22 protein-coding genes are annotated in these 23,780 nt (G+C 67.5%); 2 read left to right on the top strand and 20 right to left on the bottom strand.

Features of this window, described 5'->3' with window-relative positions; all coding sequences use genetic code 11:
* Positions 1-82: 82 nt before the first annotated feature.
* The 7 genes from ACCQ15_RS00990 to glnA all read right to left on the bottom strand — a co-directional run bounded on the left by ACCQ15_RS00990 (position 83) and on the right by glnA (position 7,977).
* Entirely contained in the window at positions 83-730 is a 648-nt protein-coding gene (locus ACCQ15_RS00990) for a superoxide dismutase family protein (protein ID WP_014088999.1), read from the bottom strand.
* A gap of 48 nt (positions 731-778) precedes the next feature.
* Entirely contained in the window at positions 779-1,381 is a 603-nt protein-coding gene (locus ACCQ15_RS00985; RefSeq protein WP_011345922.1) for a superoxide dismutase family protein, read from the bottom strand.
* A 369-nt stretch (positions 1,382-1,750) separates the two neighbouring features.
* A complete protein-coding gene (gene ntrC / locus ACCQ15_RS00980) occupies positions 1,751-3,178 on the bottom strand; it encodes a nitrogen regulation protein NR(I) (RefSeq protein WP_008571547.1) in 1,428 nt (475 codons plus the stop codon).
* Positions 3,171-4,226 carry a two-component system sensor histidine kinase NtrB gene (locus tag ACCQ15_RS00975; protein ID WP_008571546.1) on the bottom strand — a complete coding sequence of 352 codons (1,056 nt, stop codon included), beginning with the start codon at positions 4,224-4,226 and terminating at the stop codon, positions 3,171-3,173. Before ACCQ15_RS00975 ends, ntrC begins: the two co-directional genes overlap by 8 nt.
* Positions 4,227-4,490: 264 nt before the next feature.
* On the bottom strand, positions 4,491-5,933 hold the full coding sequence (locus ACCQ15_RS00970) for an ammonium transporter (protein ID WP_029818235.1): 1,443 nt from the start codon (positions 5,931-5,933) through the stop codon (positions 4,491-4,493).
* 22 nt (positions 5,934-5,955) lie between these two features.
* On the bottom strand, positions 5,956-6,294 hold the full coding sequence (locus ACCQ15_RS00965; RefSeq protein WP_002808480.1) for a P-II family nitrogen regulator: 339 nt from the start codon (positions 6,292-6,294) through the stop codon (positions 5,956-5,958).
* Between the two features lie 273 nt (positions 6,295-6,567).
* On the bottom strand, positions 6,568-7,977 hold the full coding sequence (gene glnA / locus ACCQ15_RS00960; RefSeq protein ID WP_003488480.1) for a type I glutamate--ammonia ligase: 1,410 nt from the start codon (positions 7,975-7,977) through the stop codon (positions 6,568-6,570).
* 221 nt (positions 7,978-8,198) lie between these two features.
* On the opposite strand from glnA, the gene ACCQ15_RS00955 reads away from it, so the two are divergent.
* Positions 8,199-8,996 carry an undecaprenyl-diphosphate phosphatase gene (locus ACCQ15_RS00955; protein ID WP_127168051.1) on the top strand — a complete coding sequence of 266 codons (798 nt, stop codon included), beginning with the start codon at positions 8,199-8,201 and terminating at the stop codon, positions 8,994-8,996.
* Positions 8,997-9,236: 240 nt separating this feature from the next.
* On the top strand, positions 9,237-10,052 hold the full coding sequence (locus ACCQ15_RS00950) for an META domain-containing protein (protein ID WP_372171901.1): 816 nt from the start codon (positions 9,237-9,239) through the stop codon (positions 10,050-10,052).
* Positions 10,053-10,107: 55 nt separating this feature from the next.
* Here ACCQ15_RS00950 and ACCQ15_RS00945 read toward each other — a convergent pair whose 3' ends face one another.
* The 13 genes from ACCQ15_RS00945 to ACCQ15_RS00885 form a co-directional block, all read right to left on the bottom strand.
* Complete coding sequence (locus tag ACCQ15_RS00945) at positions 10,108-11,118, bottom strand: zinc-dependent alcohol dehydrogenase family protein (RefSeq protein ID WP_218496844.1); 1,011 nt, start codon at positions 11,116-11,118, stop codon at positions 10,108-10,110.
* A gap of 79 nt (positions 11,119-11,197) precedes the next feature.
* Positions 11,198-11,809 (bottom strand): YbhB/YbcL family Raf kinase inhibitor-like protein, encoded by a 612-nt coding sequence (locus tag ACCQ15_RS00940; protein WP_008571541.1) that lies wholly within the window; start codon positions 11,807-11,809, stop codon positions 11,198-11,200.
* A 190-nt stretch (positions 11,810-11,999) separates the two neighbouring features.
* Entirely contained in the window at positions 12,000-14,072 is a 2,073-nt protein-coding gene (locus ACCQ15_RS00935) for a tetratricopeptide repeat protein (protein WP_372381106.1), read from the bottom strand.
* A gap of 161 nt (positions 14,073-14,233) precedes the next feature.
* A complete protein-coding gene (locus ACCQ15_RS00930) occupies positions 14,234-14,467 on the bottom strand; it encodes a hypothetical protein (RefSeq protein ID WP_228737313.1) in 234 nt (77 codons plus the stop codon).
* 20 nt (positions 14,468-14,487) lie between these two features.
* Positions 14,488-15,477: a YheT family hydrolase gene (locus ACCQ15_RS00925; RefSeq protein WP_029818227.1), complete on the bottom strand. Its 990-nt coding sequence runs from the start codon at positions 15,475-15,477 to the stop codon at positions 14,488-14,490.
* Positions 15,478-15,536: 59 nt separating this feature from the next.
* Positions 15,537-16,436 carry a lysophospholipid acyltransferase family protein gene (locus ACCQ15_RS00920; RefSeq protein ID WP_206516402.1) on the bottom strand — a complete coding sequence of 300 codons (900 nt, stop codon included), beginning with the start codon at positions 16,434-16,436 and terminating at the stop codon, positions 15,537-15,539.
* Between the two features lie 21 nt (positions 16,437-16,457).
* Entirely contained in the window at positions 16,458-16,886 is a 429-nt protein-coding gene (locus ACCQ15_RS00915; RefSeq protein ID WP_011345912.1) for a hotdog fold thioesterase, read from the bottom strand.
* 345 nt (positions 16,887-17,231) lie between these two features.
* Positions 17,232-19,250 carry a phospholipase D family protein gene (locus ACCQ15_RS00910; RefSeq protein WP_277569828.1) on the bottom strand — a complete coding sequence of 673 codons (2,019 nt, stop codon included), beginning with the start codon at positions 19,248-19,250 and terminating at the stop codon, positions 17,232-17,234.
* On the bottom strand, positions 19,247-19,819 hold the full coding sequence (locus tag ACCQ15_RS00905; protein ID WP_008571534.1) for a YceI family protein: 573 nt from the start codon (positions 19,817-19,819) through the stop codon (positions 19,247-19,249). Before ACCQ15_RS00905 ends, ACCQ15_RS00910 begins: the two co-directional genes overlap by 4 nt.
* A 3-nt stretch (positions 19,820-19,822) precedes the next feature.
* Positions 19,823-20,299 (bottom strand): SixA phosphatase family protein, encoded by a 477-nt coding sequence (locus ACCQ15_RS00900; protein WP_003488452.1) that lies wholly within the window; start codon positions 20,297-20,299, stop codon positions 19,823-19,825.
* 15 nt (positions 20,300-20,314) lie between these two features.
* Positions 20,315-20,947, bottom strand: a complete 633-nt coding sequence (locus tag ACCQ15_RS00895; RefSeq protein ID WP_008571533.1) for a ParA family protein — start codon at positions 20,945-20,947, stop codon at positions 20,315-20,317.
* 323 nt (positions 20,948-21,270) lie between these two features.
* The gene (locus ACCQ15_RS00890; RefSeq protein WP_372381525.1) at positions 21,271-22,188 is read right to left on the bottom strand and encodes an AEC family transporter; all 918 of its coding nucleotides are present in this window, start codon (positions 22,186-22,188) and stop codon (positions 21,271-21,273) included.
* Between the two features lie 832 nt (positions 22,189-23,020).
* Positions 23,021-23,656 carry a hypothetical protein gene (locus ACCQ15_RS00885; protein WP_008571529.1) on the bottom strand — a complete coding sequence of 212 codons (636 nt, stop codon included), beginning with the start codon at positions 23,654-23,656 and terminating at the stop codon, positions 23,021-23,023.
* Positions 23,657-23,780: the final 124 nt, after the last annotated feature.

Genomic DNA, 23,780 nt, shown 5'->3' with positions numbered 1-23,780 from the left:
GTCCACCGGCCGGTCGGCCGACATCGCCCGCAACGTCGTCGTATTCAACCGTTGCCGTGCATCGACAACGGTCGCGGAGCGCTTACTTGGTCGCCGCCTGCGCGTTGTCGGTGGTGATCACGCCGCAAGCCAGGCGGCCGCCCGCGTTGCCGGTGGGCTGGGTTTTGTAGTCGTCTGCGTCGGCATGCACGATCACCGCGTGGCCGGCGATATCGAACTGGTCGGCCTTGCCGAGGTTGACGTTGCTGGAGACCGGGCCGTCGATGCTGGCGTTACCCTGCGCGTCGGCGGTGATGTTGGGCATGTCGCCACCATGGTGCGGCTCGGTGCTGACGTTGCCGTGATCGGACTGGGACGGGTTAAAGTGACCGCCGGCGCTGCTGCCGTCCGGTGCGCTGCAATCGCCCTTTTCGTGGATGTGGAAGCCGTGCTCGGTATTGGGCTTGAGGCCGCTGAGCTGGCCGGTGACGCGCAGCGCACCGTCGACGGTCTTGAACGTCACCGTGCCTTTGACGTCATTGCCCTTGGTCGGCTTGAGCTCGGCGGTTGCGGTGGTGGTGGCCGCCGCCTCGGTGACCATGGAGGCGGCGTGTTCGCCACCGTGCGCCGCTTCGGCCGGCGTGCTGGCCTGCGGTGCGGGTGCCGGCTCGGCCGGCGCTGGTTCCTCGCGCTTGCACGCGGTCAGCACCAGGGCGGTGGCCAGAAACAAGGTGGTCGGAACAATGCGCATGGAGTACTCCTGAAGAAAGGCCGCAACTGCAGCCGTTGACGCCCCGACTCAGGGCTGCGAAGGGGGCGTGCCCCATTGGGTGACGCGAATGACGCCGCAGGCCAGGCGCGCACCGGCATTGCCGCTGGGCTGGCTGCGATAGTCGTCGGGGTCGGCATGCACGATCAGCGACTTGCCGACCACGTCGGTCGGGGCGCCATCGCCCAGACTGATGCCGGACAGAATCATGTCCAGATGCACCACGCCTTCGGCGTCTGCACGCAGATTGTCCATGTCGCCCAGATGATGCGCGCCGCCACCGGCACGCCCGTGCGGCGCGCCACCCGGGTTGAAATGCGCGCCCGCGCTGCTGGCATCGGCCGCGCTGCAATCGCCGCGTTCGTGCACATGGAATCCGGACACACCGCCCGGACGCAGGCCGCCGATGGTGCCGGTGAGGCGGATGCCCTGCAGCGCCGGCACCAGCACCACCCGGCCGCTGACCAGGCTGCCCGAGGCCGAAGCCAGCGCGGCCTCGGCTTGCTGCACCGGGCGCGCAGGCACGATCCGCGCCGCTGGCGGCGGAGGCGCCTTGGGCGGCGGTGGCGTGCTGCTGCAGGCGGCCAGCGCCAGCGCGGTGAGGGCAACGATCGTGGGCGACCGGTAACGCATCGAGCAGTTTTCCTGATCAGGCTGGAAACCTATGCGGGCGCATGTTCACGTGTCATGAAATGGGCCTGCTGGCGGCACGGGAGTGTACGGGGTCGGTGTGCCCGGTCGGCTTGTCGGATGGTGTGCGAGGCGCCAGGCACGCTGCGTGACTGCCCGGACGACGGCGTCGGCACGGCAGGGTTGCGGTGGCGTCATCGACAGCGCCGGATGCGGCGGCGTACCACTCATCAATGCTTGCCGCGGGCACTGTCGGGCAGCCTCGGCTCGATCAAGGCATCGCTGGATAGGTGCGCGGGCACTCGCGCTTTCATCGGCACAGGCACCCTCGCCCCAACCCCGTCCCCATCGGCGAGGGGCGTTGGCCCCAGATCAGCGGCGTTTGCGTCCCGGGCCGAGTTTGCGGGTGACCGTGTTGCGGCCCAGTCCCAGGCGGGCAGCAGCTTCGGCGCGACGGCCCTGGGTGAGTTGCAGGGCCGCTTCGAGCAAGGTCCTGTCCAGGCGCTCGCGCGCTTCGGCGTGCAGGCCCTGGGCACCTTCGCTCAGGCGTTGCGCGGCCCAGCTGGAAAGCATGTCGTCCCACTGCCCGTCGCTGCGGCCGCTGCGGTGACGCCGGCCGCCGCGCGCCAATGCGGCGTCCACGTCGACCACGTCGATGATGTCCGAGGTCGCCAGCGCCGCCAGGCGCCAGCACACGTTTTCCAGTTCGCGCACGTTGCCGGGCCAGTCGTACTGGCGCAGGTCTTCCAACGCGGCCGACGAGAGCCGCTTGGGCAGCATGTCGAGTTTGCGCCCGGCCATGGCCAGGAAATTTTCGGCCAGTTGCGCGATGTCGCCGCGCCGTTCGCGCAGTGGCGGCAACTGCAGGCGCACCACATCCAGGCGGTGCAGCAGATCGGCGCGGAAGCGGCCTTGTTCGACCAGCGCTTCCAGGTCCTGGTGGGTGGCGGCAATCACGCGTACATCGACGCGGATCAATTCGCGCCCACCGACGCGGAAGAATTCGTTCTCTGCCAACACGCGCAGCAGGCGGGTCTGCAGCGGCAACGGCATGTCGCCGATTTCGTCCAGAAACAGCGTGCCGCCATCGGCCTGTTCGAAGCGGCCGATATGCCGTTTGGTCGCCCCGGTAAAGGCGCCGGTTTCGTGGCCGAACAATTCGCTTTCCAGCAGTTCGGCCGGGATGGCGGCGGTGTTGAGCGCGACGAAGGGTTTGCGCGCGCGCGGCGATTCGTTGTGCAGCGCGCGCGCGACCAGCTCCTTGCCGGTACCGGTCTCGCCATTGATCAGCACCGACAGCGGCGCCTGCGCCAGGCGCCCGATCGCGCGGAACAAGGCCTGCATCGCGGGCGTGTCGCCGATCAGCGAAGCCGAGCCCTCGGCCAGCCGCGTGGCGACGATTTCTTCGACGCCGGCATCGGCGTCCGGCAGCGCGCGTGCGGCCAGTGCCACCGCGTCGTCCAGGTCGAACGGCTTGGACAGGAACTCGTGCGCGCCGCCGCGGAAGGCACCGGCGGTGCTGGCAACGTCGGTATAGGCCGACATCACGATCACCGGCAAGTGCGGGTGTTTGGATTTGAGTTTGTCGAGCAGGGTCAGGCCGTCTTCGCCGGGCATGCGCACGTCGGTGAACAGCAAATCCGGCGTGGGCCGCATGGCGAGCGCCTGCAGCGCGGCGGCGGCGCTGTCGAAGCCGTCCACGGCATAGCCGGCATCGCGCAAGGCGGTGGACAGCACGAAACGGACCGACCGGTCGTCGTCGACCACCCAGATATGGGATACGGCGGCGGCCTCAGCCATGCGGTTGCTCCTTGTCGTGATCGCCGGCCAGCTCGGGCAGCAGCAGGGTGAAAACGGTATGGCCCGGACGCGAGCGATAGGTCAGCGTGCCGTGGTGCTCGCGCGAAACCTGCTGGGCCAGCGCCAGGCCCAGACCGCTGCCTTCGGCACGGCCACTGACCAGTGGCAGAAACAGGTGCTCGGCCAGTTCTTCCGGCACGCCGCCGCCGTCGTCGATGATTTCCAGCCGCAGCGACATCGCATGCACGCGGTCGCGGATGCGCTGGCCATGCTCCACGCGGGTGCGCAGCGTCACGCGTGTGGCGCCGGCCTGGAAGGCGTTGCGCACCAGGTTCCACACCGCCTGGGTCAGGCGGTCGCCATCGCCCAGAATGTCGGGAATGCTGGGGTCGTAGTCGCGCTGCACCTGCACCGACCAGCCGCCTTCAGCTTCGGCCAGGCGTAGCACGCGTTCGAGCACGACATGGATGTTGAGGCGGTCGTGCGGGCGCGCCGGGGTGGGCGAGAGCAGCCGTTCGAGCAGGGTGTTGAGGCGCTCGATCTCGGTGCCGATCAGCTCGATCAGCTCGCGCTCGTCTTCGTCGCGCCCGGCCGCGCGGCGCGCCAGCAGCTGCGCGGCGCCCTTGAGCCCGGCCAGCGGGTTACGCAGCTCGTGCGCCAACCCTTTCAGCGCAGCGCTCAAGGCATTGGGCAGGGCGTGGGTGGGATCGAGCGCGGGAAATTCGTCGACCGGGTGGGTTTCCAGCAGCCAGCCGCCATCGTCCAGCCGCGACAGCCAGCCTTCGGCAAAACGCGGCGCATCGTTGGGCAGGCCCAGCGCCAGCCGGTGCAGGCGCAAGACGTCACGTTCGTCGTTGAGCAGAAAGCGCGCCAACGCGTCGCCCTGCACTTCCAGCGCGGCCAGGGGCTGTTCGACCAACCGCCGTGCACTGACCCCGAGCCAGCGCGCGAACGCCGGGTTGACGCCCAGCACGCGGCCCTCGCGGTCGGCCCAGGCGACCGGTGTGCCCAGGCTGTCCAGTGATGGCATGGAAGAGGACGTCACCATTGCACCAATTTAGTGCAAAGCGCAGCGCCATGCATCGATGTCGCGCAAAGCGAAGCGCACGGAGACACCATGGAGGCCGGACGGCGGCGGGTCGCACCGATCCAGCGTGCATCCGCGCCGGCAGTCACGGGCGTGGGGCTGGTCATGCAGGCACCTCGGCAGTGGTTCCGCGCCCAATGGGCGGCGGGGGAAAACGGACCCGGCTGGGCGGTCCCGGCCGGGTCAGGGCGCCACCCGCGGCAGCGCGGCCGCGGGTGTGCATGCTCAGGACTCGTACGCAGCTTCACCGTGGGAGGTGATGTCCAGGCCCTCGCGCTCGGCTTCTTCGCTGACGCGCAGGCCGAACACCAGCTTGGCCACCAGGAACCCGACCACCGACACCACGCCGATCCAGCCCACGGTGATGCCTACGCCCAGGGCCTGGATACCGACTTGGTGCACGATGTCGTAATCGCCACCCTTCTGGCCGCCAAGCGAGGCCGCCGAGAACACGCCGGTGAGGATGGCACCGATGATGCCGCCCAGGCCATGCACGCCGAACACGTCCAGGCTGTCGTCGGCGCCCAGCAGGCGCTTCAGGCCGGTGACGCCCCAGACGCACAGCACGCCGGCGGCAAGACCAATGACGATCGCGCCGAACGGACCCACGGTGCCGCAAGCCGGAGTGATGCCGACCAGGCCGGCCACCATGCCCGAGGCCACGCCCAGGGCGGACGACTTGCCCTTGATGATCTTCTCGGTCAGCGACCAGCCCAGGATGGCGGCGGCGGTAGCCAGCAAGGTGTTGAGGAAGGCCAGCGCCGCACCGGCATTGGCTTCCAGGTTGGAACCGGCGTTGAAGCCGAACCAGCCCACCCACAGCAGCGAGGCGCCGACGAAGGTCAGGGTCACGTTGTGCGGCTTGATCGCCTCACGCCCCAACCCGGCGCGCTTGCCGACGAAGTAGGCGCCGACCAGGCCGGCAACGCCGGCATTGATATGCACGACCGTGCCACCGGCGAAATCCAGCGCGCCCAACCCGAACAGGTACCCGCCGGTGGCCCAGACCATGTGCGCCAGCGGCAGGTAGCCGAAGGTGAACCAGATCACCGAGAACAGCAGCACCGCAGCGAACTTGGCGCGTTCGGCGAAGGCGCCGACGATCAGCGCGCCGGTGATGCCGGCAAAGGTCGCCTGGAACGCGACGAACACGTATTCCGGCAGGCTCACGCCCTTGGTGAAGGTCGCCGCCAGGGTTTCGATGGTGACGCCCTTGAGTAGCGCCTTGTCCAGATTGCCGATCCACGCGCCTTCGCCGGAGAACGCCAGGCTATAGCCGTACAGCACCCACAGGACGGTCAGCAGCGAGAACACCACCGCCACCTGGATCAGCACCGACAGCACGTTCTTGGCGCGCACCATGCCGCCGTAGAACAGCGCCAGGCCCGGCACCACCATCAGCAGCACCAGCAAGGTGGAGGTCAGCATCCAGGCGACATCGCCCTTTTCCACCACCGGTGCGGCTTCGGCGGCGGCGGCCGGCGGGGCGGCCGGCTGCGCCGACGGCAGCGGTTCGGTGGTGACCGGCTCGGTCGGCAACGGGGTGACCTGCGCACCGGACTGCGCCTGCGCGCTGCCCATGCCGCCCACCATCAGCGCGCTGAACAGCATCAGCATGCACACGCTGTAGAACCGGGCTTTCCACCCGGCAAAAAGAGCTGTCTTCATACGAACTCCGGGGCTGGTGGGGTCAGAGCGCATCGGCGCCGATCTCGCCGGTGCGGATGCGCACCACCTGCTCGATCGCGGTCACGAAGATCTTGCCGTCGCCGATCTTGCCGGTGCCGGCGGCGTTCTGGATCGCTTCGACCACCGCGTCCAGACGGTCGTCGGTGACCACCGTTTCGATCTTGATCTTGGGCAGGAAGTCGACGACGTACTCGGCGCCGCGGTACAGCTCGGTGTGGCCTTTCTGGCGCCCGAAGCCCTTGACCTCGGTCACGGTGATGCCCGACACGCCTGCTGCAGACAAGGCCTCGCGGACCTCGTCGAGCTTGAACGGCCGGATGATGGCGGTGATCAATTTCATGCGCATACCCCGAATGGAGGAAAGAACCGGCCGGCATTGCGCCGCCCGGCGGTGTCAGTCACCTGGATGCCACCCCGGCATCCGATCGTTCGCGATTGCGCGGACCCCAGCAGATGCCATGCATCCGCCTCGTGGGAGAGGTCAGGCCCGCGCGCCGCGAACGATGTGCTCTCTCGTTACCCCTGCGATCCACGGCCGGAGCCCTGGATCGATCGAACATGTGCGGCGATGGCGGAGGTGGGAGGGGGGCCTCCGCCATCACCGCGGTGGAACTCAGTTGCCGTAGTACAGCTGGTACTCCAACGGGTGGGTCGCAGCACGGAACTTGGTGACTTCCTGCATCTTCAGCGCGATATAGCCGTCGATGAAGTCGTCGCTCATCACGCCGCCGGCCTTGAGGAACTCGCGGTCCTTGTCCAGCGCTTCCAGGGCCTGGTCCAGGCTGGAGCACACCTGCGGGATCAGCTTCTCTTCTTCCGGCGGCAGGTCGTACAGGTCCTTGTCGCTCGGGGCGCCCGGGTCGATCTGGTTCTTGATGCCGTCCAGGCCGGCCATCATCAGCGCGGTGAAGGTCAGGTAGCCGGACTGCAACGGATCGGGGAAGCGCATTTCGATGCGGCGCGCCTTCGGGTTGGTGACCCACGGAATGCGGCACGAGGCCGAACGGTTACGCGCCGAATAGGCCAGCATCACCGGCGCCTCGAAGCCCGGAACCAGGCGCTTGTAGCTGTTGGTGCCGGAGTTGGCGAAGGCGTTGATCGCGCGGGCATGCTTGAAGATGCCGCCGATGTACCACAGCGCCAGCTGCGACAGGCCGCCGTAGCCGTCGCCGGTGAACAGGTTGACGCCGCCCTTGGCCAGCGACTGGTGCACGTGCATGCCCGAGCCGTTGTCGCCCACGATGGGCTTGGGCATGAAGGTGGCGGTCTTGCCGTTGCGGTAGGCGACGTTCTTGATGATGTACTTCATCGTCAGCAGTTCGTCGGCCTTCTGCACCAGCGAGCTGAACTTGGTGCCGATCTCGCACTGGCCGGCGGTGGCCACTTCGTGGTGGTGCACCTCGGTTTCGATGCCGACCTGTTCCAGCGTCTTGATCATTTCGGCGCGCAGGTCGTGCAGGCTGTCGGTCGGCGGAACCGGGAAGTAGCCGCCCTTCACGCCCGGGCGGTAACCGCTGTTGCCGCCGTCGTACTTTTCGCCGGTGTTCCAGGCCGCCTCTTCCGAACCCACCTGGAAGAAGGTGTGGCCCATGTCGTTGGCAAAGCGCACCGAATCGAAGATGAAGAATTCCGGCTCCGGGCCGAAGAACGCCTGGTCTGCGGTGCCGGAGGACTTCAGGTAGGCCTCGGCGCGCTTGGCGATGCCGCGCGGGTCGCGCTCATAGCTCTGCATGGTGGCCGGGTCGAGGATGTCGCAGGTCAGCACGATGGTCGGATCGGCGAAGAACGGATCCAGATACGCGGTGCCCGCGTCCGGCAGCAACACCATGTCCGACTCGTTGATGCCCTTCCAGCCCGCGATCGAACTGCCGTCGAACATCTTGCCTTCTTCAAACAGCGCCGGCTCGATGATATTGACCGGAAAGGTGATGTGCTGCTGTACACCACGCATATCGACGAAGCGCAGGTCGACGAACTCGACCTTGTTGTCCTTGATCAGCTTTTCAACATTTTCCACGGACATCGGAAGAAACCTCAGGCAGGAGTTAAGTGGCTCGTGGGCGGTACTACAGCAGGGACCGTGCCAAGCCTGTGCGCTTCACAAGCCCTTGATTTTGCTTACATCGCTCGCGACTGTACCGCCAGCATCGCACCGTAAAAGTGCAAAGCGCAAACTAGAACGCACCGATATGGTGCATGCCGCAATGCACTATCCTGGCGCTTCCCTCACCCCTGCCCAGTCCGATGTCCGATCTGATTTCCGCCCTGTTGTTGGGCATTCTCGAAGGCCTCACCGAATTCCTGCCGATCTCCAGCACCGGCCACCTGTTGATCGCCGAACAATGGCTCGGACGCCGTTCTGACTTCTTCAATATCGTCATCCAGGCCGGCGCGATCCTGGCCATCTGCCTGGCGCTGCGGCAGCGCCTGTGGGGCCTGGCCACCGGCCTGGGCGAGCGCGCCAATCGCGACTACGTGCTCAAGGTCGGCGTGGCCTTCCTGGTCACTGCGGTGGTCGGGCTGATCGTGCGCAAGGCCGGCTGGCAATTGCCCGAAACGCTCCAACCGGTCGCCTGGGCGTTGCTGATCGGCGGGGTGTGGATGCTGGTGGCCGAACACTTCGCCGGCAAGCTGCCCGAGCGCGATGTGGTGACCTGGAAGGTGGCCATCGCCGTAGGCCTGGCGCAGGTCGTGGCCGGTGTTTTTCCCGGAACGTCGCGCTCGGCCTCGACGATCTTCATCGCGATGCTGCTGGGCCTGAGCAAGCGCTCGGCAGCGGCGGATTTCGTGTTCATGGTGGGCATTCCGACCATGTTTGCGGCCAGCGGCTACGCGCTGCTGGAGATGTACAAGGAAGGCGGTTTCGGCACCGAAAACTGGACCGACGTGGCGGTGGCCTTCGTGGCGGCGACCATCACCGGCTTTGTGGTGGTGAAGTGGCTGCTGGGCTATATCAAGAAGCACCGTTTCACGGTGTTTGCGGTGTATCGCATGCTGCTGGGCGCCGCCCTGCTGCTGTGGCTGCCGGCGGCGGCGGGCTGACATTCCACCGCCCCGGCCTGCACGTCGTGATGGCTGCGACGTGCAGGCCGGGCGCACACAAACGCGCTGGGCACTGCCGCGTCCGCGCGCTGCCAGCCGATTGCGGGCAACGGCCGCCCCGCCGGATATCGGACGCAGTCGCTTGGTTGGTGGCTCTGATGCGTCCACGTCGTGACGCCGGTCATTGCCCCGGGCGCACGCTGGCGGTATCACTGACGCATCGACCACCGGGAGCTGCGCATGCGTGCCGTGTTCTTCGCCCCTGCATTGCTGGCGGCGGGCGTGACGGCCTGCGGGTCGGGTGCATCGCCGGACCCGCCCGGCTCCGGCCACGCTGCTGCGCGGGCACCGGTCACCGCTCCCCCCGACACAGACAGTGTCCCGTTGCGCGCCGCCCTGCGTGCGCAGCACTGGCACTTGCAGCAGGCCAGCGATGCGCATGGCACGGCCTTGCGCAGTCTGTTCGTCGACGGCGTGTCGCCAGTGCAACTGGACTTCGACGATCAGCGCATCCAGGTCAGCCAGACCTGCAACGCGCTGGGCGCCAACTACAGCGTGGCCCAGGCGCACGTGCAGATTGGCCGGGTGGTCTCGAGCAAGCGGATGTGCGCCGATGCACGCCGGATGGCGCAGGAACGCGCGGCCAGCGACCTGTTGTCCGGGCGCTTTGCAGTGGTCATGGACAACGCGGCAGCCGTGCCTGGCCTGACCCTGACCCGCAGCGACGGCACCGTGCTGATCTTCGGCGGTACGCCCACCGCGGACACCCGGTATGGCGGGCCGGGGCAGACGCTGCTGATCGAAGTGGCCGCAGAGACCGTGCCCTGCGTTTTGGACCCTGCGCGCCGCTGCCTGCAAGTGCGCGAGCACGAGCCGGGCGCGGCCGCCGCGACAGCGGCCGCCACGTCGTGGCAGCCCTACGACGGCACGATCGAGGGTTTCGACCATGAAGAGGGAATCCGCACGCTGCTGCGCGTGACCCGCTACCCGGCCGTCAGCGCGCCTGACGCCAAACCGGTCTACGTGCTCGACCAGATGATCGAAGCCGGCGGCTAGCGCAGCCGCAGTAGGGGTCCGGCAACGGCATGGCACGCTGCGCCGCCGCCCCGCATCACAACTGGATGAGCACCTTGCCCACGTGTTGCGCCTTGGCGAAATAGTCCAAGGCCTGGGGCGCCTCATCGAACCGGAACGTCTTGCTGTGCAGGGTCTTGATGCGGTGCTGCTCGATCGCCCGTAGCAGGTCCACGAACATCGCCCGGCTGCCGTTGGCGATCCCGCGAATGGTCACGTTCTTGCGGATCAACGCCACGTAATCGGGAATGGGCGAAGACGCCCCGGGGGTGACGCCGATCACCACGATGGTCGCGTTCGCGGCCGCCGCCTTGATCGACTGCCCCAAGGTGTCCTGCCCGCCGGTCTCGATGATGACGTCCGCGCCGCCGCCGGACAGCTGTACGACTGCCTCGGCCCAGTCGGGGTGGGTGCGGTAGTTGACGGTGATGTCGGCGCCCAGGCGGCGTGCGAGCTCGAGCTTGTCGTCGCTGGACGAGGTGATGGCGACGCGGGCCCCGTGCAGCTTGGCCAGCTGGAGCGCGGCCATCGAGACGCCACCGGTTCCCAGACACAGCACCAGGTCGCCGGCCTTGATCCTGGCCACGTCCACCAGCGCGTTCCAGGCGGTCACCGCGGCCGATGCCAGCGCCGCGACATCCTCGTCCTCCAGCGACGCAGGCACCTTGATCAGGGCGCTGGCAGGCAGCGACACCTTTTCGGCCAGCCAGCCGTCGTGGGTCACGCCCAGGTCGTGGGCGAACATCTCGGCATCGAACCTGCCCTCCAGCCAGGTGGGAAAGTGCCCGCTGACGACACGGTCGCCTGGCGCGACCTGGCCGACACCGGCACCGACGGAGGTCACGATGCCCACGCCCTCGGCAACCGGAACGCGCGTAGGCGCAAGCTTGCCGCCGTAGGTGCCTTTCAGGATCTGCAGGTCGCGGTTGATCAGGCCGACCAGCCGCGGAGCGACGATGACCTCACCTGGCCCTGCGACCGGCTCAGGCATCTGGACCGCGACCAGGCTGTCAAGGCCGGTTTGATTGCCAATCTGGAATGCTTTCAAGGGGATTACCTGTGCTGCGACGCCGGCCGGACGTGGCTGGCGTCAAGGGATGGGCGATCGACGCCATCGGCGCGATCACTCAGCGCAGCGACGGGTTCAACGTGTAGGTGCCGTGCAACGCCGCTTCGGCCAGCACATGCCCCTGCATCGCCAACAGCACATCGGCGGCGGTAAAGCTGTCGGGCAGGCTGAGTTTGGCCACGTCCAGCGCGAACACGCGGAAGAAATACCGGTGCACGCGCAGGTCGTTGAATGGCGGGTACGGGCCGTCGTAGCCACGGTAGTGGCCGGCCATGTCGGCATTGCCGGCGAACCACTGGGTGTAGGAATTCAAGCCCTGCCGGGCACCGGCCGGGCCGGCTGGCTGCTGCTTGCCCTTGACCACGAAGCCGTCGCTGCAGCTGCCCGCCGCAATCTCATGCACATCGGCGGGGATATCGGCCATGGCCCAATGCACGAAATCGGTGCGTGGCTGCTCGACGGGAATCTGCAGGTCGTCACGGCCGACGGTGTCGGGCACGGTCGGCACGTCCGGGTCCAGGCACAGCAGCGCAAACGACTGTGTACCGGCCGGCACCTCGCTCCAGGCCAGGTGCGGATTGCGGTTGGGCGCAAAGCCCTCCGGCGTGCCGGCGGCAAATTCCACCGCGATGGGCTTGCCGTTTTCGATGCTGTTGCTGGTCAGACGCATGGCGGGTCTCCGAGGGAAGCGATACGGATCAGGGTGCCTGGGTCCGCGCCACAGCGGAAGACGTCGCGATGGAACCTTCTGATGCGCTCGGCCGGGTTTACCGCCGCGTACGTACCGCGCCTGCACACGATGCGACGAAGCGACTGCGGCCACGCCCAACTGCCGTGGGCGCGACCGCGTTGATGGCGCCTCAGTCCTGCGGGTAGCCGAAGCGCACCGCGATCAGCGTGAGCAGATCGAACTGCGCGCCGAGCACGCCGCGGTAATCGCGCCAGCGGCCAGAGGCCAACCGTGCCGGGCCACGCGGTTCGACCAGCGGGAAGCTCAGCCCGAACGCCTGCTCCAGGGCCGTCGAAATACCCTGCGGGTCGTTTTCGACCCCGTCCAGCCGGATGATGCGGTGGGGGTACAGGTCGCGCTCGTGCAGCGTGGCCAGCTGTTCCAGCGCGATCAGCAACCAGTCGGTGGCCTGCTGCGGCGATTGCAGTGCCAGCGGCGCCGACGCCCCGGCCGAGAGCCAGTCCAGCAACATGTCGCGCGGGTCGCGCAACGCGATCGCCAGCCGGCCCTCGGGCAGATGCGGGCGCAGCGCGGTCAGCAAGGTGTTGTCCCACCACAGCAACCAGTCGATGACATTGCCATCGTCGATGCCGCGGCGCGGCAGTTGCGCCTTCCAGCCTTCCACCAACGCCATCGGTGCCAATTCGCCAGAGGCCAACTGTTCGAGGGTGCGGTAGCTCTGCAGCGCATCCGATGGCGGCGTGGTGCCATAGCGGTCGCCACGCACCAGTGGGGTGGCCGCGCCCATCACCGCGACCAGGCGTTCGACATGCGAGCCGGGCGTGCCCCACACGAACAGCGGGCGTGCGGTGACCGTGTCGGGAATGCTGCCCAGCGCAGGCCACTGCGTCGGCTGCCTGGCTGCCTGCGGCGGCAGCGGCAACCGATGCTGGGCCTGTTCGCGGTGGAACTGCATCCAGGTACCCACGGCGGCATCGGGCTGGCCGGCGCGGTCCTGCACATTGCCCAGCCATGGCCGCAGCACGGTCTGCTGCGGTGCAGGCAGCGACTCGATCAACGATTCGACGCAGGCGATCGCCGCCGGCGGGTCGCGTTGCAGCAAGGCTTCGACGATGCGCTGCTCGCCGCTGATGCGGCCCGGCTCCACCGCCACGATCTGGCGCGCCACCATTTCCGCCTCGTCGGCCTGGCCCTGCATGTCGTGCACGCGCATCAGCGCTTCCAGCGCCGGCAGGTGTTCGGGCATGGCCAGCAGCCAGCGCTCGATCACCGCCTGCGCCTGCGGCCCACCGACCGGCTCCACTGCCAGGCGCGCCAGCCACAGGTCGTGTGCCGTGGCCGAGGTGGCCAGTGCCGCATCCAGGGTGTCGCGCGCATCGTCCACCGCGCCCAGCCGCTCCCAGGCGGTGAGCAGCGCGTGCAACGTGCGGCGATCGGCCGGCCAGTGCGCCAGTGCCAGGCGCAGGTGCGCGGCGGCCTGATCGGGACGACCGGCCTGCAGCTCCATCTCGCCGGCCAGCCGGCGCATGGCCGGCAGATCGCCGCCGGGCTGCTCGAGCACGCCCTGCATCGCCGCCAGTGCATCGTCCAGGCGGCCCTGGCGTTGGGCCAGTTGCGCAATGAAGGCGCGCAGCGCAGTGCCCGGCGGATTGAGCTCGATCACGCGCTCGAAGGCGCGCTCGGCGAACGCAAAATGCTCCTTCTGCAGATACGCAAAACCCAGCGAAAACAGCACGCGGGCATCGTCGGGCAGCTGCTCGGCAGCGCGGGTCAACAGCGCCAGCGCGCGGTCGCTGTGGCCGCGGCGCATTTCCACCACGCCATCGACCGCCAGCAATTGCGGGTGTTCCGGCGCCAGGCGCGCAGCGGTGCGGCTCAGCCGCTCGGCCTCGTCCAGATCGCCGCGTGCCACCGCCAGATGCGCCTGCATCACGTAGGCATTGAACTGGTTGGGATCCAGCGCGGTACTGCGCGACAGCGCGGCATCGGCGGCGGACAGATCGCGCGTGGCCAGCAATGCGCCGGCGCGCAGCAGGTGCAGGTCGGCATCTTCGGGCGTCAGCGTCAGCGCGGTATCGATGCTGTCCAGTGCCAGCACCGGCTGCCCTTGCTGCTGCAGCGCAAGCGCCAGCCAGCGGTGGGCGCCGGCATGATCGGGCGCGTTGGTGACCCACTCGCGGGCCAGCGCCACCGCATCGTCGGCCGCATTGCGGCGCAGGGCTTGAAGGATGGCGTCTTGCATGGCGGTGGCGGGTCCCGGACAAACCGCTATTGTAACGATGCGCGCTGCGGCGGCTTGCATGGGCGACGCACGCTGCTGCCTGGCGCTGTGCCCGCGCCGTGTGCAGGATGGGCGTTATCGGCGGTGCGAACTCGCATCGATCGTTCGCGCCGGCCAGAGGTTCAAACGCTTGCCGACGTCCGACGCAGCACGCTCGCGCCGTAGGCCACGCAGAGCGCCCCAAACACCAACTGGCCCAGATGCCAGAGCGCAGCTTGGACGCCGACGGAAACCGATCCTGCGCGTGAGCGGAACAGGATCTGCCCGGTCTGCGGCCGGGTGTAGAGGCTGATCGCGCTGAAGTAGACCATCACGCAACCGACGACCACTGGCAAAACGGCGATCACTGCATCCAAGGACGGATGTCGTGTCGGCGTCATTCGCGCGCTGACGCCAGCCGCTCGGCCACCCAGCGTTCGGCAAAGCCGTCGCCGCGGGCGTTTTCCAGAAAGCCGCAATGCCCGCCCCAGCGCGCGATTTCCAGCTTTGCATGCGCCGGCAACTGCCAGGCGGCGAAATCGGCGAACGGAATCACCGGGTCGTCTTCGGCCATCAGGATGTCGACCGGCACCTGCAGGTTGGCCAGGCGTTGGCCGGCAATCGAATAGCTGTCGAAATACGCTTCCAGCGAGCCGTGTCCGGTGTGTTTCACCGCCAGCCAGGCCATCAGCCCGCGCATGTCCAGCGCCAGGGTGGCGTCGTCGTACCCGTGCTGCTCGGGGAACAGCTTGCGCTTGCGCAGCAGCGATTCACGCCATTTACGGCGGAAGTACCAGTCGTAGAACTGCGGGCCCTTCTCCAGCTGGGTCATGGTGGCGGCCGGGTCCAGCAACGGGCACACCGCCGCCACGCGCGCCAGCGGCAGGCCGGCGGCGGGCGCACGCAGCGCCAGCCGCAGCGCGAAGTTTCCGCCCAGCGAATACCCTGCAGCCAGCAACTGCGGCGCAGGAAAACGCCGCCACAGATCGCCTGCGGCATTGACCACTTCTTCGATGCGGTCGGAGTGGAACAGGTCTACATTGAGATGGTGGGTACCGCCGTGGTCGCGGAAGTTCAGCCGGAACACCTGGTAGCCCAGACCGAGCAGGCGCGCGGCGGTCAGGCGCATGTAGTTGGAATCGGCGCTGCCCTCCCAGCCATGCAGCAACAGCACGGTGCCGCGCGGTGGCGCATCGCCGGGCGGGATGCTCATCCAACCCTGCAGGCGCACACCGTCGCCGCCATCGAGGATATGTTCGCTGGTGACCGCACCGCTGGCGGCCAGCAACTGGCGGCTACGGATGCGCCGCAAGGCGCTGCTGCCCAGCACCGATTGCACGTGCGGATTGCGCAGCCAGCGCGGCGGCAAGTAATCGGAGGCGTTCATGCGCGCATCGCACCGGCGTTGCGGCTGGCCGCAGGGGAGAGGCGCGTGCGCATCGTCGGCTAGGATTCCATCGCTGCGACGATCCGTTGGCGCGAGGTCTCGGCCATGCGACGGCGGCCTTCGATGTCCAGCGCGCGAATCGGCTCGAGAAAATGCACTTCGGCCAGCCGCGACGGTTCGCCCAACAGGCGCACGATATTGGCGAAGAAACTCTCGCGCTCACCGAAGGCCACCACCGCCTGCGCGTTGCCGCGCAGCCCGTACCGCAGCGCCACCGGCTGTACCGGCACCCCGGCTTCCACCGCCGCCTGGAAGATGCGCGCATGGAACGGGCCCACTTCGGTACCGCCACGGGTACGGCCTTCCGGGAACACCCCCACCGGCTTGCCGCTTTGCAGGCGCAGCAGCATTTCCTGCAGCACCCCGCCCAGCGATTCGGTATTGCCGCGCTGGTGGAAGATGGTCTGGCCCTTGGTTGCCAGCCAGCCCACCAGCGGCCAGCCGGCGATTTCGCGCTTGGCCACAAACCCCATCACGCGCTGGCTGTGCAGGATGGAGATATCCACCCAGCTGACGTGGTTGGCCACGAACAGGGTCGCGCCCGGTAGCGGCGTCCCGAAGCGGCGCAGCCGGAAGCCGAACACGCGCATCAAGGTGCCCTGCCACCAGCGGATCATCCGCTCCTCCAGGGTGTCGTCGTGCCCGATCCGGATCTGCGCCAGCGCCGGCACCACCACGCACAGCATGGTGACCGGCAGGCCGAGACACAGATGCAGCAACAACAGTGGCACCCGGTAGAGGTACCGGAACCAACGCAACGCGCCGCCAGCGTCGCGCGTGGCGTCCAGGGATGACTCGCTCATTCGACGAACGGAACCGGTAACGGGGGAAGGAGGCGCAACCATTGTGACAGCAGCGTGGCCGCCGCGCAGTGCCGGCAGCGGATGACGCTGTTCCATGCATGCCGCTGCCGGGCGAGCTCAGCCATTGCTGCGCGCGACCACCGCCAGGGTCAATCGCGACACACAGACGCGTTTGCCGGCCGGGTTTTCGATGGTGATGTCCCAGACATGCGTGCTACGCCCCACATGTACCGCCCGTGCAGTGCCGGTCACCAGCCCCTGGGTGGCGGCGCGCAGGTGATTGGCATTGATCTCCAGCCCCACGCAGATCTGGGTCGACATATCCACGCACAGGTTGCCGGCGCTGCTGCCCAGCGTTTCGGCCAGCACCACCGAGGCGCCACCGTGCAGCAGGCCGTAGGGCTGCCTGGTGCGCGCATCCACCGGCATGGTGGCGCGCAGCCAATCGTCACCGGCTTCGGTAAAGACGATGCCCAGATGCTCGATCAAGGTATCGCGGCTGGCGGCATTGAGGGCGGCTAAATCGACGGGTTCGCGGAAGGTCATGGGCTGGGAATGGGGAATGGGGAATGGGGAATGGGGAATGGGGAACAGGAAGCGGGAAGCGGGAAGCGGGAAGCGGGAAGCGGGAAGCGGGAAGCGGGAAGCGGGAAGCGGGAAGCGCAAGAGCATCCCGGCGCCTGGGGCGCGATGCAACTGGGCAGTGCTGCCGATGGCAGACAGCATTTGTTGGGGCGCCGATGCACTACGCGACCTTCGCCCGTGACAACTGCATCCGCTTCGGCGATTTCCGGCGCCCAGGGGCCGATCCGCAGCCAACTGCGTGCATCCAACCGCAGCGCGCTGCACCGCGGGCATCGGTTGCTGCGACCCGCGCGACACGCCAGCCGATCAGAGAATCGGTACCAGCCCGGCGCCGAAGGCGGTCAACATGCGCACCAGCAGCCACTTCGGGCCGACATTGACCTCCGGGAAATCGCCCACCGCCACATAGCACTGGCGGAACTGCGGGTCCTGCCGCTTGAGCGGGAACGGGCAATCCGGGCCGGGCTGGAACTCGTAGTTGGTGGCGTAGCGCCATGGCCAGAAATCCAGCACCGGCAAGGCTTCGGAGACCTTGCCCACGCTGTAGTTCAACCCGCTCAGCACCGGCGGCTTTTCGCGCGGCGCCACCGTCCAGGCATTTTCCGGGGCGATGTCGCGTTCGATGCTGGCAGCCAACGCCTGCGCAAAGCGCGCATCGTCGATCACCACGGCCGCTTCGGTGTTGTAGTTCTCGCTGCGCGGGTCGAAGTTGTGCGTACCGATCACGCCGATGCGGCGATCCACCACCAACGACTTGGCGTGCAAGCCCATGCGCGCACCGGCGCGGGTCACCGGCAGCGGCTTGTTGACCGCGCGCGTGCCCAGGAACGAGGGCCGCGTTTCGGTACGCAACACGCGCCGATCGACCTCGCTCCCGCCCGGCGCACGGCCGCCGCCACTGCCGCGCAGCACGCTGCCGGCGCTCGCGCTGGCGTTGCCTTCCGGGTCGCTGCTGCCGCGCATCGCATTGCCCGCTGCACTGCCGCCGATCAGGCGATTGTTGCGGCTGTCCTGATTGACCCCGGAAGCGGGGTTGAGCGGGTCCGGCACCAGGTTGGCGTAATCCACCGGGGCGTCGAGCGGAAACGGCTTGAACTCGTACACGTTGAAGCCCAGCTCGCGCATGTTGCGGCGTTTGAACTTGTACGAGAGCGCATACACGATGGGGTTGTCGGTGGCGGCCAGGCTATTGGTCGACACCACGATGCGCGGCGGCTGCGGGTGTTTGCGCAACGTGCGGAAGATCGCCTGCGCCTGGTCGGACAACACCAGGTACGGGGTCTGCAGCAGCACTTCCTGCTGCGCGCCGGCAATCAGGCCATCCAGTTCCGGCGCCGTGGACACCGCCTTGGCCGCATGTTCGCGGCGGTGCTTTTGCGGCAGATCGGCCACGTACAGCACACGTTGCACCGGCATGGCCGGAGTCACGAAGGCGTCGCGCACGAATTGCGGGTCGCGCGCTTCGCGGTCCACCCGTGCCACCCGGTCGGGCCGGCGGAACTCGGCCGGCGGCATCGTCGGCACGCCCTGCTCCAGCAGCAGGCGCCCGACATCGTTCAGACGCTCGGCCGGGACGCTGCGCCGGGCGCGCCAGAACGCATCGAAATTGGCGGCCATGGCGCGCACTTCCGGCCCGGCCAGAATCACGTCGCGGTCGCGGAAGTTGTACTCGCTGTCCCAGTCGTAATAGTCGTCCTGGTAATTGCGCCCACCGACCACGCCCAGCACGTCGTCCACCACCAGCAGCTTGTTGTGCATGCGCTGGTTGAAGCGGCGGAAGCAACACAGCACGCTGCCGGCATAGTCGAAGTAATTGAGTTTGACCTTGCCGAAGGTGGGGTTGTAGATGCGCAGCTGCAGGTTTTCATGACTGCTGGCCAGCGCACCGAGAATCTGCAGATCGGCGATCGCCGACAACTGATCGATCAGGATGCGCACCTTGACCCCGCGTTGGGCGGCGTCCACCAGTGCGTCCAGCACCATGCGCGCGCTGTCGTCCTTGTCGAAGATGTAGGTCTGCAGATCGATGCTGCGGGTGGCGCTGCGGATCAGGTTGAGCCGGGCCACCAGCGATTCTTCGCCGTGGTCGACGATGGTGGCGTAATGCCGCGGCGCCGCCGGTGTGGAGGCGGTCATCGCCTCCCCGCCCAGCGCGCGCAATGGCGAGGGTTGCGCACAGCGATCGGCCTGGCTGCAATTGACTACAGTGCTGCGTGCCGCGGCAGCGACACCGGCGGCACGGTTGCGTTCGGTTTGTGACAGGCTGGCGCATCCGGTGCCGAGCAACAACGTTGCCAGCACGCACACCCTCAACAGGTACTTCACGGGCGCCGCGCCTCCTGCAGGCGCCCACGCAGAATGAACGTCACCCTGTCGCCCAGGGCCATCTGCCACGCATTCATTCCGTAACGTCCACGCAGGACCGTCCCTCGACTGATCACGTCGCAATCATAGCCCGGCCGCGTGCATTCGGCCGGCACCACATGCAGTGTTTCCAGATGGGTGATTCCGCGGATGGTCAGGTTGCCGACGATGTCGCCCCCCTGCTTCACCACTTCGTCGACATACGGTAGCGACTCGAATTCGACGACCGGGTACTGCGCAACGTCGAAAAAATCTTCCCCGCGCATCCAGCTGGTGTAGCGGTCCTTGCCGGGGATCTCCACCTGAGTGGCGTCCAGCCGGAAGCGCACCTGCTGACGCCCGTCGGCCAAGGTCACCACGTCACCGCGAAAACGCGGGAAAAACCCCTCGATCTTCATTCCGAAGCGCGTCTTGATCTCGAACCCGAAGCGCGATTGCGCCGGGTCGATGGACTGCACCTTCTGCTGCGCCATGCAGGGGAACACGACCCAGAGCGCGAGCCAGGCGTACCAGCGCAGCGACGATGACACGGATCAGGGCCACCAGAAGGCGGTCAGGCGGGCGATGCCCGGCTCGATGGTGGCGTCCAGCGGCAAGGCCAGCAACGCGATCGAGGCGGTGGGCATGCCGCGGTAATCGCCGGTCTGGCCGCTGTGCATCAGCGCTGCCAGCCGTTCCAGGCCAGGGTTGTGGCCCACCAGCAGCAGGCGCTCGGCCTCGCGATGTTCGTCCACCAGGCTGGCCAGGGTGCCGGGCGTGGCCTCATAGATGCGTTCGTCCAGCCGTTGTTCGATGTAGCCGGTGAGCTCGAGCACCGCCTCCAGGGTTTCGCGGGCGCGGCGGGCCGGGGAGCACAGCACCCGGTCGGGCACCAGCCGCTGCTCGCGCAGCCAACGCCCGGCCGCCTCGGCCTCGGCGATGCCGTGCGGCGACAGCGGGCGATCGAAATCGGCCTGGCCGGTATCGGCCGGTTCGGCGTGGGCATGTCGCAACAAGATCAATTCGCGCATAGGAACTTTCCGGTTCTAGGACTTCTTGAGCCACTTGAACAGCGGCTCCCAGTCCTGTTGATGGTCGCGCACCTGCGCCGAGCGGTAGTCGAACAAGCTGCGTCCCAGCCCGGCCATCACCACATAGGCCTGGGTGTCGCGCAGTTGGGTCACCAGCGGATACGGCCAGTTGCCGATCATGTCGGCGGCCTGTTGCGAGGTCTGGGTCCAGGGACGGGCACGATTGAGCACCAGGCCCACCGGCAGTTTGCGCTGATGCACGCGCGGCACCTTGGCCAGCGTGTTGAGAAAGCCGACCACCGCTTCGATATCCAGCGCCGAGGACAACACCGGTACCACGATGGCATCGACGTGGTCGAGAAATCCGCTCAGGTCGTCGGCCATGGCACCGGCCGGCGCATCGACGATCAGGGTATCGGTGCCGTCCGGCACGGCGCTCTGCCAGCTGCGGCGCTTGGTGGCGTCGATCGGCAAGACCGCACTTTCCAGGCTGGCGCGGCGCTCTGCCCAGCGGGTGGACGAGCCTTGCGGATCGGCATCTGCCAGCACGGTGCGCTGGCCTTGCAACGCCGCATGTGCGGCCAGATTGGTGGCGATCGTGGTCTTGCCGACGCCGCCTTTGGAGGCGGCCACCAGGACTGTCTTCATGCACGCCTCGCTTCCGGGAGCAAGCCGGCAGCGTACACCGCGGCAAGGTGAGGAAGTAGTCGAAACGCGTTAAACGCACTGCTGCGGGACAGGCAACGACAGCGCAGACCTTCAGCCGATGCGCGCAAGGCCTTGCGCCGCAGCTGTGCGTGGCAACGATGGAAGCCTGGCACGGCGCAAGATCGTCCACGCGTATCGCTCAGCCGCGGCGTCGCAATGCAGCATGGCGCCAATGTTGCAGGTGTTGGCGTACCACAGCCCGAACAAGCGCAAGCGTGTGCCTGCGGCGCCAGCGCGCTCTGGCTGCTGCGAGCGTTACGGTTTCACGCCACCAGCCGCGCCAGCAGCCAGGCCCACGCAGGCAGCGTCAGCAACGACAGCAGGATGCTGTAGCCGACCATCGCTGCAGCCAGGCGCGGGGCCAGCCGGTGCGAAATGGCCAGCGCGGCGGCGGTGATCATGGTGGGCATGGCCGATTCGAGCACGTTGGTCTGCAGCATCTGCCCATGCAGGCCCAGCCCCCAGGACAACGGCAAGGCCAGGACCGGCATCAGCAGCAGCTTGAACACCAGGCCCACCGCCAAGGGCTTGAGTTCGTCGGCAGGCAGGCGCAGCTGCAGCGAAAAGCCCACCGACAGCATCACCAGCGGCAACATCGCATCGGCCAGGTTCTTCAGGCCCGAGCCAATCCAGGCCGGCGGTTGCTCGGGCATCAGGGTCAAGGCGAACAGCAGCGCCCACAACGGCGGGAACTGCAGCACGCGCATCGCGATCAGCCGTGCGGTCGGCGGGGTGTCGCCGCTGTACCGGGCCAGCACATACAACCCGAACGTGGACAGCAACACGAAGGTGCCGAACTGGTCGTAGACCACTGCATACGGCAGCGCGTGATCGCCGATCAGCGCGCGCACCATCGGAAAGCCGATGAAGCTTGAATTGGTAAACACCACACACATCAGCAGCGCGGCGTATTCGGCGCGGCCCAAGCGCAACAGGCGGCTGCAACCCCACAGCAACGGCACGATGATGGCGGTCAGCAGCCATGGCGTGGCAATCACCCCAGCGAGCGACGCATCCAGATGCAGGCGCGGGACATAGGTCAGCACCGACGCCGGCAGGCAGATGTACAGCACGATGCGGTTGAGCACATCGGCGCTGTTGTCCGGCAACACCCGCAGGCGGGCGAACAGCAGGCCCAGCCCCAACATGGCCAGAATCAAGGCAAATGCATCTACCGCCATGCGCGATCGTGTCCGTTGGAAAGCGATGCACAGGATCGCATAGCGCGCGGTGCGCGCATCGGTGGATGCGTTGGCCTGGCTGGGGTGCAAGGTGCACGCCACCCGAGCTCCGGTCACCGCGGAGCTGCCACGACCGCATCGTTTCCCTATGCGGAAGCCAGCGTATCGAACACGCGGCGCCCTCGCCGCTCCGGACAATGCGTTGGTCAAACACGTCCTTGCACCGTGTTCCGCGATGGTGGGCGGACCAGGCCGTGGAGCAAGCTTGCAGCGCCGAGTGCGCGACACGCCGTGAACCCGTCCGTGGAGGCTCGATGGCGGGATCCATGCCGCCAACGGTCCCGCAATCGGCAAGCACAGCGCATCAGACAGTTCGTTGGTGACTCGATTGAAGAGCGAGGACGCCGCGCCAGCCAGGCGACCTGCTGCTGTCTTAGCTCTGCGCATCGACCATCTCAACTAGTCCTTGCGCCCGCCGTCGCGGGACCTTACGCGGCACGGCTGCCGCGCAAGCGCCTACAAAGACGTACTTGCAGCGTGTCCTGCGATGGTGGGCGGACAAGGGCCCCGCAGCCACGCCACAGACCAACGCGTTGCTCTCCCGCATCGACCTCGCAACGTCGGTACGCCGAAGTTTTGAGCCGTGATTGCGATCAGGCGCAGACCTGCTCAGCCTTTCACCGAACTCGCGGAATCAACGTTAGACGTCTTCGTTTCAAGTAGGCGGCAGGCCGACGCGCCAGATGGCGCCTGGCGTATCGGCAAATGGCGGCAACCGGTCGATTCACTGCACAAGCCGCGCTGCAGGAACTCCCGCAGCGCGGCGAAGCGCTTACGGAAACGCTGGCGGGTTGGCCTGCCAGGCCGCAAAGACCTCGGCCAGGCTGGCGCGCTCTGCCTCGCGCCATTCCGGCAACAGGCTAGCGTAGTTGGCGGTACTGCTCCAACGGTCCGGCCAGGTGCGCACGGCTGCGGCATACCACTCGACCGCCTCCTGCTTGCGTCCGGCGCGCCAGAGCGCCAGTGCAGCCGTGGTCGGCAGCCATTCCGGGGTGGCCGGACGGCCATTGGCCAGGTTGGCCCATTGCTGCAGCGCCTTGTCGGGCTGGTCGGCACGCAGCAGGTCCCATCCATAGTTCCAGGTGATGGCCCGGTACTGCTGGCTGCCGTTGGAGACCAGCGCCAGCGCGCCCTGATACAACTCATCGCCCAACTGGGTGCGCCCACCGGCGTAGGCCAGCGCCGCCAACTGTGCGCGCGGGTCGGCCGCGCGGGCGTCACGTTGCACCATCGCCGCCAGCCGGTCGACGACTGCATCGCCCTGGCCCTGTACGGCCACCACGGCCTTGGTGGTACCGCGGTCTTCGTCGAAATAGAACTCCTTGGGCTTGGGCAAGCTCTGCGCCTGCGCCAACGACCACACCCCTCCGAGCAGGGCCAGAGCGGCCCACGCGTATTTCCTTTTCACTGTGTTTTCCCCTGACAGCAAACGACCCCTTCCCGTCCCCATCCTACCCGCAGCGCGTCGGCTGCGCATCCGCACAGGGACGGGCGCGGAAAAGCTGACTGTTACACTTTGCACCGCCGTTTTG

Origin of the sequence: Xanthomonas sp. NCPPB 1754, assembly GCF_041475725.2 — a bacterium.
Taxonomy (GTDB): Bacteria; Pseudomonadota; Gammaproteobacteria; order Xanthomonadales; family Xanthomonadaceae; genus Xanthomonas; species Xanthomonas euvesicatoria.
Note: the sequence above shows the minus strand (reverse complement) of the source record. Positions and strands in the feature narration are given on the sequence as shown.